The organism is Sulfurihydrogenibium sp. YO3AOP1 (assembly GCF_000020325.1).
Classification (GTDB): Bacteria; Aquificota; Aquificia; order Aquificales; family Hydrogenothermaceae; genus Sulfurihydrogenibium.
The window spans coordinates 360,001-372,878 of record NC_010730.1; the positions used below are offsets into that span (position 1 = coordinate 360,001).

11 protein-coding genes (1 of these 11 running past the window's edge) are annotated in these 12,878 nt (G+C 32.7%); 3 read left to right on the plus strand and 8 right to left on the minus strand.

From position 1 onward, the window contains the following. From SYO3AOP1_RS01820 to SYO3AOP1_RS01855, 8 genes are all read right to left on the minus strand, one after another. A protein-coding gene (locus SYO3AOP1_RS01820) for an alpha/beta fold hydrolase (protein ID WP_012459076.1) crosses the window boundary here: on the minus strand, positions 1 to 783 show its 5' portion. The gene continues 15 nt to the left of window position 1, outside the view; 783 of the gene's 798 nt are visible here — the first part of the coding sequence; its start codon is at positions 781 to 783; its stop codon lies off the left edge, out of view. Between the two features lies 1 nt (position 784). Beyond that, positions 785 to 2,146, minus strand: a complete 1,362-nt coding sequence (locus tag SYO3AOP1_RS01825) for an aminotransferase class III-fold pyridoxal phosphate-dependent enzyme (protein WP_012459077.1) — start codon at positions 2,144 to 2,146, stop codon at positions 785 to 787. Continuing rightward, entirely contained in the window at positions 2,094 to 2,792 is a 699-nt protein-coding gene (locus tag SYO3AOP1_RS01830; RefSeq protein WP_012459078.1) for an MtnX-like HAD-IB family phosphatase, read from the minus strand. The genes SYO3AOP1_RS01825 and SYO3AOP1_RS01830 overlap by 53 nt, the downstream gene beginning before the upstream one ends. Before the next feature lie 217 nt (positions 2,793 to 3,009). Further along, positions 3,010 to 6,054: an efflux RND transporter permease subunit gene (locus SYO3AOP1_RS01835; protein WP_012459079.1), complete on the minus strand. Its 3,045-nt coding sequence runs from the start codon at positions 6,052 to 6,054 to the stop codon at positions 3,010 to 3,012. Then, positions 6,051 to 7,004: an HlyD family efflux transporter periplasmic adaptor subunit gene (locus tag SYO3AOP1_RS01840; protein WP_012459080.1), complete on the minus strand. Its 954-nt coding sequence runs from the start codon at positions 7,002 to 7,004 to the stop codon at positions 6,051 to 6,053. Before SYO3AOP1_RS01840 ends, SYO3AOP1_RS01835 begins: the two co-directional genes overlap by 4 nt. Beyond that, positions 7,001 to 8,218 (minus strand): TolC family protein, encoded by a 1,218-nt coding sequence (locus tag SYO3AOP1_RS01845; protein WP_012459081.1) that lies wholly within the window; start codon positions 8,216 to 8,218, stop codon positions 7,001 to 7,003. The genes SYO3AOP1_RS01840 and SYO3AOP1_RS01845 overlap by 4 nt, the downstream gene beginning before the upstream one ends. A 97-nt stretch (positions 8,219 to 8,315) precedes the next feature. Then, positions 8,316 to 9,419 (minus strand): HAMP domain-containing sensor histidine kinase, encoded by a 1,104-nt coding sequence (locus SYO3AOP1_RS01850; RefSeq protein ID WP_281340770.1) that lies wholly within the window; start codon positions 9,417 to 9,419, stop codon positions 8,316 to 8,318. 194 nt (positions 9,420 to 9,613) lie between these two features. Further along, entirely contained in the window at positions 9,614 to 10,276 is a 663-nt protein-coding gene (locus SYO3AOP1_RS01855; protein ID WP_012459083.1) for a response regulator transcription factor, read from the minus strand. Positions 10,277 to 10,987: 711 nt separating this feature from the next. Here SYO3AOP1_RS01855 and SYO3AOP1_RS01860 point away from each other — a divergent pair. Genes SYO3AOP1_RS01860 through dtd form a run of 3 tightly spaced genes read left to right on the plus strand, consistent with a single transcriptional unit; the run spans position 10,988 to position 12,877 of the window. Further along, the gene (locus SYO3AOP1_RS01860) at positions 10,988 to 11,839 is read left to right on the plus strand and encodes a DHHA1 domain-containing protein (RefSeq protein WP_012459084.1); all 852 of its coding nucleotides are present in this window, start codon (positions 10,988 to 10,990) and stop codon (positions 11,837 to 11,839) included. 10 nt (positions 11,840 to 11,849) lie between these two features. Further along, a complete protein-coding gene (locus SYO3AOP1_RS01865; protein WP_012459085.1) occupies positions 11,850 to 12,437 on the plus strand; it encodes a TetR/AcrR family transcriptional regulator in 588 nt (195 codons plus the stop codon). Continuing rightward, positions 12,434 to 12,877, plus strand: a complete 444-nt coding sequence (gene dtd / locus SYO3AOP1_RS01870) for a D-aminoacyl-tRNA deacylase (protein ID WP_012459086.1) — start codon at positions 12,434 to 12,436, stop codon at positions 12,875 to 12,877. The genes SYO3AOP1_RS01865 and dtd overlap by 4 nt, the downstream gene beginning before the upstream one ends. Position 12,878 lies beyond the last annotated feature (1 nt).

Below are 12,878 nucleotides of genomic sequence, written 5' to 3' on the forward strand. Positions count from 1 at the left end.
TAAGAGGCTGTTAAAAAATGATATAGTCTCCTTTGATACAATATCCCTTTCGTTATCCATTGTTATTATGTGATAGCTGTTGGTAAGCTCTACAAATTTTTTTATCTTGCTTGGTGCTTTTTCGTATATAAACTTTGCCCCTTTTATAGAAGAAAGGTCGTCTTCTTTGGAATGAATTATTATTAAAGGTGCTGTCAAGCGATTGATGTTTTGTTTGATATATTTTGACATTCTGTTTAGTTCTAATATTGTGGTAGCAGGTATTTTATCATAAGCTCCAAAATTTTCTTCTCTTTCCATCATCTGCTTTATTTTTCTTCTCATAGATTCGTTTTTTATACCATAAGGGTCTGACTCTTTCCAGTAATACAAATGCTTTAAAGGAGAATGCAACACAAAAGGCAGTAAAAATCTGTACCATGGTATCGCCCAGCCATCAATGTCCATGGCTGGAGACCACGATGCTACTGCGTCAATATCCGGAAAATCCATAGCAAGAATTAAAGATAGCATACCGCCAACGCACAATCCACCAACAAAAACATGCTTATATTTGGCTTTTAATGAAAGATAATAATCTTTTGTAAATCTGTACAAATCTTGCCATTTTATATTTTTAATTTCTTCTAAAGAAGAGCAATGACCGGGTAGTATCGGAAAGTATACATCATAATTTTCTTTTGAAAAATCCCTTGCTACCCATCTTAATTCTAACGGCGTTCCTGTAAGGCCGTGAAGTAGCAGTACTGCTTTTTCGTTATTGTTTACGATAGAAAACTCCAAACTAAAACACCCTTCTAAATAGTTGATCTAATAAAGATATAGACATGTCTATCTCTTCATCTGTGATCTCTAAGGATGGTGCAAGTGTAAATACGTTTTTATAATAACCGCCAACGTCTAACACAAGGCCAAAACGTTTATTTTTATATTCAAGGTCTCCTTTTAGTCCTTCTTGTAATATTTTGTCAGTAAGTGCTTTTGATGGGGTAAATCCGTCAGCTTCACATATTTCTATTCTAAGAGCCAATCCAATACCATCAACATCTCCAATGTTTTTATACTTTTTCTTTAATTCTTTCAAGCCCTCTAAAAACTTCTGCCCTTTTTGTGCTACCGTGCTTTCGTAATCTTTTTCTTCTATGATGCTCATAACTTCTAAGCCGGCTCTTACACCTATTGGATTTGAAGAGAAAGTAGAATGAGTAGAACCCGGCGGCCATATACTTGGATTGATAAGCTCTTCTCTTGCCCATAGTCCGGATAAAGGATTCATTCCATTTGTAAGAGATTTTCCAAAAACTATGATATCGGGCTTAACTCCGTAATGCTCTATACTCCACAGTTTGCCAGTTCTGTAAAATCCCATTTGAATTTCGTCATCTACTAATAAAATGTTTGCTTGGTCGAGTATCTTTTTTAGTTTTTTAAAGTATTCCGGTGGAGCTTTTACGTATCCACCAGTACCTTGTATAGGCTCTACGTAAAAGGCTGCATATTCACAATCTTTTGTTCTTGGATTATAAATAGAGTAGTACTCCGATTCAAATAATTTTTCAAATTCTTTTACACAGTAATAATCGCAACTGTCTAAGTTTTTGCCATAAGGACATCTAAAACAGTATGGAAATGGAATAAATAACGCTCTATCGCTAAAATGTCCAAATCTTTCTCTGTATCTATAGCTTGATGTAATTGCAGTAGCTCCAAGAGTTCTTCCGTGATATCCGCCCATAAAAGCGAAGTTTAGATTTTTCTTTTTATAATTTCTTACAAGCTTTAAGCTGTCCTCTATAGCCTGAGAACCGCCAACATTAAAATGAACTCTTCCCTTTAATCCAAATCTTTTTTGATTAGCATCAACCAATTTTTTAGAGAGAATGACTTTTTCTTCAAATAAAAACTGGGACGCCAGCTGTCCCATTCTATCCATCTGGTCTTTTATGGCATTGTTTATACGCTCGTTTTTGTACCCAAAATTACAGGCACTATACCACATTTGAAGGTCAAGGTATGGTTTGTTTTCTTCATCATAAAGATAAGACCCTTCACAAGCCTTAAAAATTTTTGGAGGATTTAGATAATGTACCGTATCACCCCATGAACATACTTCCTGCTCTACTGCCAAGATTTCTTCTTTCTTCATATAATATCTCCTTTATGTAAGGTATTTTATTTATTACGTCTTTAAAGGTAGAAAATTTTGTAAAGTGTTTAAACTTATTTTCTTTTAGAAAATCAAAAAGCTTTCCTTTTGCAAAAACAAAATCTGTTGTTTGACTTACACAAAAATCAGACCTGCCATCCCCAATGTAGATAGATTTACTGTTTTTTAAACTCTGAACCAATGAACACTTGCAAACTCCAAGCTGACAGTCATGTTTTGAATGGTTATAGAAAGTTTGAAATTTATTATTTATAAGCTTTACATTGTTTGCATAGATACCATCTATATTTGATAGAACACCATAAGGCTTTAATATTTTTTCAATGAAAAGCTTAAATCCATCGCTGAGTATATAAACTTTTGAGTTGTAGTTTGATTTTACAAAATCTACAAACATCAAAAAACTTTCGTCAATTTCTATCTTTGATAAAAAATCGTCTAATTCTTTTTCTGTTATTGTTATTAGAGCCATTTGGGCGTCTAAACATTCTCTTGTTGTTATTTTGCCTTCATTCCATAGCTTTTCTATTTCAAGCCACTGTCTTGATGCGTAATTTTCTAATAATGTATCTATTACATCTTGTTTTGATATCGTCCCGTCAAAATCACAAAAAAATGTAAGCAATTAAAAACTCCTTTTTAAGAAATTTAAAAATTATGAGATCCTTGCCGGCTGCCGAACTATGTTTTTGGTTAATTCCCATTCTGAGGCAAAGCCGAAGGATCACTTATTCAAATTTTAATAAAATTCTCAATCTATCACAAAATTCATTTAGTTTTAACAAACTAAATATTTTATCTATAATTCAAGGTTTTGTATTAAATAAACTGTAAACAATTTATTATGTTTTACTTATTCTAATTCTTGATAAAAAGTGAAAGAGCATCGGTATTATCAGTAAGTTTAAGAATATGGCAAAAATTAGGCCTCCTATCGTGCTTATGGCAAGGTCTTGGAGTATCTGGGTTCCACTTCCTATGGTTAAGGCAATCGGTAGCATCGCAAAGGCGTTTGATAACATCGTCATGGTAATTGGTCTAAACCTGCTTGCAGTTGCATACAGGATTCTTTTTTCCAATTTTTCTTCTGTTGAATTTTTGTAAAAATCAAAAATTAAAACGTTATTGTTTATAACAATGCTTAAAACTATTAGCATTCCGATAAGCCCGGTTATATCAAGGGGTTTTCCTGTTATAAAAAGAGCTGTTAAAACTCCTGTTAATGTTAAAATTACTGCAAGTAAAACAGAGACAGTAATTTTTGTATCTACAAAAAGAATCATGGTAAAAATGCCCATAAGTGTTAATGCTGCTAAAATTACAAGCATTAGACTTTTAAAAGACTTCTGCTGTTGTTTGTAAAATCCTGATATGACGGGGGTTATGTCTGATGGAAGGTTTGCTTCTTGGATGGTTTGACTTACTACTTTTACAGCCTTAGACATATCGTTACCTTTAAATCTTACAGTTATAACCGCAACAGGAGATAGGTTATAGTGTGTGATTTCTGGAACGTTAGTCATGTAAGACACTTCTGCCACTTGGGACAATGGTATAAACCTTCCTACTGCAGGAGAGTAAATCTTAACATTTTCTGGATTTAAAAATTGCTGTCTGTCTATGGATATCAATCTAAGATTTATAATTTTCTCGCCGTAAACTATGTTTCCTACCACATTTCCCCAGTAGGCGTTGTAAAGTTGTTGATAAAGGTCGTTTAGATTTAAGCCATAAATACTCTGTGCCTCCGGTTTTAATCTTATTCTTATTTCTCCTGATGCAAAGGTGGTTTTTAAATTTACCTCTGTAAGGATAGGCTTTTCTCTTAGCAGGTCTCTGAGTTTAAATCCGTATTTTACAAGCTTGTCAGGGTCATAGCCGTAGAGTATTACAGATATTGGTGCTTCCTCTCCGAGTATGTCTGCCAATCTATCCTCTACAACCTGTGGAAGGTCAAACTCTTCAAGGTTGTCAAACTTCGCCTCTATCTTTTTTCTGACCTCGTCTTCTATATCAAAAATGCTTCTTGTTCTGTTTTCTTTTAATACCACCAAAAAGTCGCCGATGTTAGGCTGTTCTGCTACGTGCCCTAAGGATGTGCCTATTCTTAAAGTCCAGCTTTTAACCTCAGGAATCGAATTTAAAATCTTTCCCATTTCCATGGCGGTTTTGTAAGACTCTTCCAAAGGAGTTCCTGCTGGTAGTGTAAAGTCTACTACAAAGTTTCCTTCATCCCATTTAGGTAAAAACGTGGTAGGAATTGCCCTAAAAAGTAAAAATCCTATTAATGCAATAATTAAAACAAGCGGTACGGATACAAAATCATACTTAAATAGTCTTTCTAAAAAGGTTTCATAACGTTTTTCTAATCTTGATATAAAGTCTTCTTGACTTTTAAATCTGCTTGGTAGTAGTATGTAGGCCATTATAGGGACTAAAAATATGGCTGCAATTTGTGAAACGATATAGGTCAAAACTAATACCAAACCAAGTTGTTTTAAAAATACTCCAACAACACCGGGTACAAAGAGAAGAGGCAAGAAGACTAAAGTAGATATTAAAGTTGCGGCGGTCATGATAGGAAGGATCTCTTTTGAACCGTCTATTATGGCGTTTAGCTTATCCTTGCCCATTTTTAGGTGTCTGTCTATGTTTTCTATGACGATGATAAGATGGTCTACCAAGCCTCCTATTGCAGCAGCCATACCGCCCAAAGAGAACAGATTAAAGTCTAAGCCCAAAATTTTAATGCCTATGATTGTGGTGAAAAATACCACCGGAAGGGTTAGCAAGGTAGCAAAGGAAAGCTTTAACTTTCTCAAAAAGATAAACAGAATCAAGACCGCTATGATGCTTCCTAAAACTATCGCATCTCTTACGCTCTTTATTGATTCTTTTATGAATGCTGAAGAGTCATATGATTTGTATATCCTGATACCTTCCTTTTCCAAGGATTTATTTATACTCTCTATTTGACTGTCAACGTTTTGTATAACCGTTGTTGTATCTGCGTCCGGCTGTCTTAGGATGTTAAAGACAACCGCATTTTTGGCGTGAGAAAACCCTGAGATAGACCTTGACGGATACTTAGAGTTTATAATCGTCGCTACCTCAGATAGGTTTATGTATCTACCACCGGAAAGTGGTATTTTTACATCTAAAAGTTTATATACATCGTCAGGCTTTTGGTAGAGAGTTATTACATACTGTTTGTTTAACATCTCAGTTATGCCTAAGAAGTCTATCTTGGTTTGGTCGTAAATCACAGATTTTAAATAATCCAAGGAGATGTTGTAGCTGTTTAGCTTGTCTGTATCTATTACTACATGAAACTCCTGCCATTGTGGAGCTTTTATTTCAAGGTCGTAAACGCCGGGCAAGGATATTATTAAAGGTTTTATTTTGTAATAGAGTATGTCTGTCAGCTGTGTTTGTGATTTAGCGTCAGAACCTATGGCATAAATGCCTATTGGATACATGCTTGGCGTAGCCTGTCTTACAACAACCTTTGCCGTCGGCGGTAAGACGTTTTTTAACTCACTTACTCTTGCTAAAACAAGCTGATAGGCGGTGAATGGATTTGTAGACCAGTTAAAGTAGAGGTTTATCTCTGTTGAACCGATAGAAGTCTTTGAAACTATTTTCTCTACACCTTGAACGGTTTTAAGAGACTCCTCCGCAGGTTTTGTAATTTCAAGCAGCATCTGCTTTGTAGGAGTGTAGCCATTTTCTATTGCAACCTCAACCCTTGGAAAATAGACATTTGGAAAGATGTCTTTCGTTATAGAGTTAGATGTAGAGTAGCCAATGATGGCAAGCAAAAGAAAAATGAGCATAATAGCAAACTTTCTTTTGATGATAAATATAAAAAAATCCTTAGAAATCATCTAATTTCTACCTCATCCCCATCTTTAAGATTGCCGGATGCGATAATAAAATCTCCTTCATCTTTGATTATGTTAACTTTTTCTTTAAACTTTTTACCGTTGTAAATCTTATATACAAAAAATCCTTTTTTCCCTAAAACTAAAGCCTTCTTAGGTATTTTAAAGCCTGATAAACCATCAACATATAGTGTTATACTCTGTCTAAAGTTTAAAGGAAGTTCTAAGGCTTTTTCTGAAAACGTTTTAACTTTTACAAGGTTTCCTTCTGAAACTGGAATGATTTCTTTTACTTTCAAAGAGATTGTCTCATCGTTTAATTTTGCGTTTAAGACTTTTTTAGACTTTATGAGATTTAAAAACTCAACCGGAAAATACAGATACAAAAAGTTTGAATTTTGATTATAAACTGTTGCGACGGTTGTCCCTATAGTAGCATACTGACCTTCTGGTATCATGTTAATAATATAGCCTTCACAATTTGAAGATAGTTTAAAGTTGTTTTTCTGGATGTTGTAAGTTTTAAGCTGTGCCTTTAATGATTCAATCTCGGACTGTTTTAATGATATATTGTTTTTAAGGTCTAAAATTTCGTTTTTTGATGCTAAGCCTAAGCTGTACAATTTTTCGTAGTTTTCAAGTTTTTTTGTTAAGTTCTCTACCTCGCTTTGGGTAATCTGAATTTTTTTGATTGTTGACTGTAAGTTTGCATCTAAAAACTCATTCTTAAAGCTGCCCATAACCTGTCCTATTTTCACTCTATCACCAACTGAAACAAAAGGATAAAAGTATCCCTCAGTTTTTGATGTTATACTACACTGTTTGCTAGATTCTATTTGTCCTGAGACCTGAATTTCCATCTGCGACTTAGCAGGAACTACTTTATAAGTATCTTGACCAAAGGCAACTTTAAAACTCAAAGATATAAAAGTCAAAAGTAATATAAGTCTCATCTGTATAAATCTCCTTTTATCAGATGCTCTAAAAGTTTAAAATTCATGTATGCGTTATACTTTGTTTGAATGTAGTTGTTGGTTGCATTTATGTAATCGTAATAATATTTGTCTAAAACAACGAAATTAGACAAGCCCATTTTGTAGGCTTTAAGGTATTTTTCATATATATCGTAAGATGATTGAATCTGCTTTTTGTAAGCTTTAAGTCTATCTATATCGTAAAATACAGATGTATAAAGACTCTCAAGATTTTGATTTAAATTTAAACTCTCTCTGTATTTTTGAATGTTTAATATCCTATCTCTAACTGAAAGACTTAGTAGTTTATACTTTAAGCCACCATAGAAAATATTTGACATAATCCCAACTGTAAATATATTCTGATTTCCGTTTCCTGTTGGGTCTTTGTTGATCTGTCGTTCATAAGACAATAATAAATTTGGAATCCAATAATTTTTTTCTTTTTTGTAATGTGCATCGTTTAACTTTTTTTCTAAATCTATGACTTTAACGTCTGGACTGGTTTTTAAATAACCCTCTTTCTGACTGTAAATTTGATTTAACTCTTCTTTTGTTAAACTGTAAGCTTGCAAAGGTTTAATCTGGTCTAAACCTGAAGTTATCTTTAAGATTTTCAAGTATGTTTCCAAAGCTTTTTGATACTTTAAAAGGTTTTCTTCTTCATTTAGAAGTTTCAGCTGCCAGTTGTCATACTCTATGGCAGGAAGCTTTCCATCTTTTACTGCTTTTTCTATAAAGCTTAAGTTCTCTTTGATGTTTTTTATTCTCTCCTCCTGAAGTTTTACAAGCTCAAAGTACATACTGTAATTAGCGTAGGCTGTAAGGATGTTTTTAAACAAAGTTTCTTTTTCTTTTTCAGACAAGACTGCTGACTTTTCAATCTCTATTTTGTTTATCTCTTCATCGTACTTAGATTTTCCAAAAATATCTATTTCGTTGCCAAATTTCAAAGAAGAAACGTTATAGGAAGATATTGCTTGAGTGTTGTAATGAGAGAAGTTTAAATCTGCGGTTAATTTTAAAAATCTTGTAGCGTATAGGTCTTTGTTTGAAAGTTGATAATACTCTTTGTTATTTTTGAGATTCTCATCTACTAAAAAATTCTTCTTTGCAGCTTGGAAAATATCCATTACTTCATCAGCTTTTACCGTATAAAATAAAGCAAACATAATAAAGATTAATTTTTTCATGATTTAAAAATCACAGTACCACCTGATTAAAGTCGAGAGTATCTTAGATTATAAACGACAATGATTAATCTAATATTAAAATTACCTTAACACAAGCTTAATGACTTTTTGTACAAATTTTTACAGAAGTTCCTCTGTCAAGTTCACTATGAATGGTTAATTCCCAACCTAAGATTTTAGCTATAACTTTGCTTATACTAAGACCAAGACCCGAACCTTCTTCAAGCTTTGCTTTTTCTGACCTGTAAAAAGGTTCAAAAATTTTAATCAGCTCTTCTTTTGAAATTCCGATACCTTCGTCCTCTATGATAACGCAATAGCCATCTTTTTTTATACCTATTTTTCCGTCTTGCGGGCTATATTTTATTGCATTTTCTATAATGTTGCTAAAAAGTGAATGAATAAGCTCATAATCACCAAACACCTTAAATTCATCTTCAAAAATCTCAAAACTTAGATTTTTATTATTAATCAGTTGTTTAAAATCCCCTAATATGCCGAGTATTAAAGTTTTTAGCTCTACAATTTCTCTCTTTGGATCTACATTTTGAGTTTCTAATCTGTATAGCAATAAAAGTTTTTCTACTACCTGAGAAGCTCTTTCAACTGCGCTTTTAATGCTTAACAGAAACTCTCTCATCTCAGCTTGACTTCTTGGTTTTCGTAAGGCTAAGTCTGTTGAAGTTCTTATGATAGACAACGGTGTTTTAAGCTCGTGGGACAGGTGATAAAAGAAAAACTTTTGAGTATCAAGATACTTGTTTAATTGATTTACTAATTGATTGTAGGCTTTTACAATTGGTTTTATCTCAGAAAACACATTTTCATCTAAGATGTCAAGCTTGGCTGGGCTACTCTCTTCTATTTTTTTGGCTAACCTCATAACAACTCTAAAAGATAAATACCATAAAGGATATGCAATTAGAGTATATACTACCAAAATAGCAAGCCAACCTGTAAAAAAATTTTTAGAAAACTTTTTTAACATTGCTTGCTGATTGCTGATTTCTCTGTAAACCAAAATATAATATCTACCGTATTTTTCACCATAGCCTGCGCACTCTTTACCGTTGATTTCAAAAAAGAAAAGTCCATTTTCCAATGGGAAATTAAGAACGCTTTTATCAGGTTGTAATTCAACATATTTGTTATCTTCCAAGATTTTTAGATAGTTGCCAGAACCTTTTCTAAAGTTTATCATGACTTCTTCATCGTACTGAAACTTTCCCTCTTCTTTAATAAGATACGCAACTGACCGCCACAGAATGTTTAAAGATGAACTTATCTCTTGATGCACAGAATTTTTTATCGTCAAATGTGTAAAAAGATAGATTGACAAAAAAGCACTAAAAAGCAAGATGAGAGATAATACATACACTCTTAAAAATAGGCTTTTCATATCTTAAGTATATATCCTAATCCTTTAACGGTTTTGATGTACTTACCTTTCGGGTCAAGCTTTTTTCTCAATCTGCTTATTAAAACTTCTATTACATTGCTGTCAGGAGATCCTTCCCATCCGTATAAGCTTTGTTCTATATAAGTTTTAGAAAGAATTCTGTTAGACTTTAGGGCGAGCATCATTAAAAGTTTTAGCTCCATAGCTGTAAGCTCCACATCTTTACCTTTCACTTTCACATTTTGATTAACTAAGTCTACTTCAACATCACCAAAGGAGACCATGCCTTTGCTTACATTATGATAGCGTCTTATTAAAGCTTTTATTCTTGCAACAAGCTCTTGAAAATCAAACGGCTTTGCAAGATAATCATCAGCTCCTGCATTCAGTCCTTTTATTTTGTCTTCAACAGAACCTTTAGCGGTGAGTATCAAAACTGGAGTGCAAATTCCACGATTTCTTAAGCTTTCTAGAATGCTTAGACCATCCTTTTCAGGAAGCATCAAATCTAAAACTATCACTTCATAGTTTTCTGTATTCAAGTACTCTTCTGCTGTAGCTCCATTAGAAACTAAGTCAACCAAAAATCCTTCCTCTTCAAGACCTTTCTTAATAAGCCTTCCTAAGGTTTTATCATCTTCTACCAATAAAAGTCTCATGGTTTTCTTCCAGGGCTCAATTTATATGTTAAAGTATTTTATCAAAGTAAAACTTCAAATTTTAAAATGAAAGTTAATCAACTCCCGTCATTCACCTCTTACACAAGGTCAGGTCATGAGCTACTTATGAGCGGGCAATCCATGAATTGCCCAACATCAATCTCCCACTTTTAACATTCTAGCTACGGCAAAGAATCTTGTGTAATCTATTGAATTTTTTCACTCAAGATACGAGCAAACGGTTTAAATTTTTGACTATAAAAATTTGAATTTATCCGGAGATGAAGACTATAGAGTATGTAAAAATGTTAGAGTGTGTGATAACGAGCAAAAAAACAAGTTATTGAGGCAATAAATTCTTAGATAAATAATTTTAATCTTACAAGTAATAGGAAAAAGTTAAAACTTTTATCGCTTGTCTATGATGCATATACTATTGGTTATAACTTTTTTAGTAAAAGTAAACTACGTAGGTAATTTCACATTCCAGAGATAATATGTTTTTTGATTTTTTTGAAAAATAAAAACAGAAAATTTTTCGCCTCACTTAGAATAGCGTACGAAAGGTTAATTAATAATTTTCAGGTTATGGTGAAATTTGGAATGCTCTTGTTATATCAATCCAATAATTCAAGCCAAAATATAAAAAATGTATTTTCTATCTTTACAGTTAGCAATTATTAACTTAAAATATTGTAGGAGGTTTTAAATATGAAAATTATCGGACTTTATCATAAAAATTGTACAGACGGAACTACAGCGGCGGCAGTGATACTAAAAAAATTTCCGGATGCAACCGTCATTCCAATAGAACACAACTTCAAAGGTGAAGATTTTGAGCAAATACTTGGGCAGATAGATGAAAATACAATAGTCTATATTGTAGATTTTGCATTAAAACCAGAGTATTTAAACAAAGTTTTAGAAAAAGCCAAGAAAGTAATAAATTTAGACCATCACATCAGCATAAAAAACATATTGGAGGAGATAAAAGACCCAAAATTTGAATTTATATTTGATAATGACAAATCAGGAGCATCTTTAACTTGGCATTATCTATTTAATACTGAGCCGCCAGAAATAATAAAATATGTAGAAGATAAAGATATATGGAAATGGCAGTATGGAGATATAACAAAATATGTTAATGATTATCTATTCCTAATCACCAATAAACCAGAAGAGGTAAAAGAGCTTTTAGATAAAGATATTACAGAAATTATAGAAAAAGGTAAAATAATAAATCAGTATACAACTTATTTAATCAACACCTTTGTAGAAAAAGCCAAAGACCTGTTTATAAAAGTAGGAAATTACAAAGTAAGAGTATACAACACTGGTTTATTTCAGTCTGAAATTGGAAATTTATTAGCTACTAGGTATAATGAAGCTGTTTGTCTTTTTTCAATCAATGGCGATTATGTGAAGTTGAGTTTTAGAAGTCTTGATAATCATAATCCGTCGGCTTTAGACCTTGCAAAATTACTAAATGGTGGCGGTCATAGAAATGCTGCTGGTGCATCTGTAAGCATTAACGAATTTTGCAGCATGATTATGATGTAGGAGGAATTTTATGGTAGAAGAGCTATCTACAAGAGAAAAAATAATATTAGCAGGAGCTGAAATAATAATCCATGAAGGATTAAAACGATTTACAGCAAAGAATATTGCCAATAAAATAGGCATCACCGATGCAGCCATCTATAAACATTTTCCTTCCTTAGATGCTATAGTAGTAGAAATTATCAATAGATATATATCTCGGTGTTCTCAAAGCGTTGACAGAGCAAAAGAGTTAGGACTTTCTACAGAAGAAACTTTAAAACAAGTAATGAGAGAACATATAAAAGTATTGGAAGAAACAAAAGGGGCTGTTCCTGTTTTATGCTTCGAATTTAGCAGGTCTGGAAATAAAAAGTTTTTTGATATACTTCATAACTTTGTTGAAGATTACAAAAAGAAACTTTCTGAGATTATTAAAAAAGGTCAAGAAGAAGGATTTGTAAGAGAAGATATTGACCCATCTGAAACAGCAATGCTTTTTGTAGGACTAATACAGGCAAAAGTTTTTGCGTATGTAATGGAAAGAAGAGAAGGACCAATAATCAAAGACCCAGATCAGTTAATCTCAGAATTATTCTATGGAATCATTAAAAAATGATTGCGGTAGTTCAAAGAGTTACAAAGTCAAGCGTTGAAGTAGACGGTAAGGTTGTAGGAGAAATAAGAAAAGGAGTTAATATACTTCTTGGGGTAGCCGAAGATGACACAGAAGAAGATATAAATAAGTTAGTTAATAAAATTGTTTATTTAAGAATGTTTGAAGATGAGGATAAAAAGATGAATTATTCGCTTCTTGATATCAACGGAGAAGCTCTTATTATTTCTCAGTTTACACTTCTTGCTAATTTAAAGAAAGGAAGAAGACCATCTTTTGAATATGCTGCCAAGCCAGATAAAGCTAAAGCTTTATATGAAAAATTTGTAGAAGAGTTTTCTAAATATGTGAAAGTTCAAACAGGTATTTTTGGTGCTGATATGAAAGTTTATATTTTAAACGATGGACCAGTAACATTCATCCTTGATTCAAAACAGTTATAAC

Coding starts and splice junctions, on each gene's coding strand:
- SYO3AOP1_RS01845 (WP_012459081.1), bottom strand. CDS start 8,218: ATGAAAAAATTAATCTTTATTATGTTTGCTTTATTTTATACGGTAAAA.
- SYO3AOP1_RS01860 (WP_012459084.1), top strand. CDS start 10,988: ATGAAAATTATCGGACTTTATCATAAAAATTGTACAGACGGAACTACA.
- SYO3AOP1_RS01825 (WP_012459077.1), bottom strand. CDS start 2,146: ATGAAGAAAGAAGAAATCTTGGCAGTAGAGCAGGAAGTATGTTCATGG.
- SYO3AOP1_RS01840 (WP_012459080.1), bottom strand. CDS start 7,004: ATGAGACTTATATTACTTTTGACTTTTATATCTTTGAGTTTTAAAGTT.
- SYO3AOP1_RS01855 (WP_012459083.1), bottom strand. CDS start 10,276: ATGAGACTTTTATTGGTAGAAGATGATAAAACCTTAGGAAGGCTTATT.
- SYO3AOP1_RS01835 (WP_012459079.1), bottom strand. CDS start 6,054: ATGATTTCTAAGGATTTTTTTATATTTATCATCAAAAGAAAGTTTGCT.
- SYO3AOP1_RS01865 (WP_012459085.1), top strand. CDS start 11,850: ATGGTAGAAGAGCTATCTACAAGAGAAAAAATAATATTAGCAGGAGCT.
- SYO3AOP1_RS01850 (WP_281340770.1), bottom strand. CDS start 9,419: ATGATAAACTTTAGAAAAGGTTCTGGCAACTATCTAAAAATCTTGGAA.
- dtd (WP_012459086.1), top strand. CDS start 12,434: ATGATTGCGGTAGTTCAAAGAGTTACAAAGTCAAGCGTTGAAGTAGAC.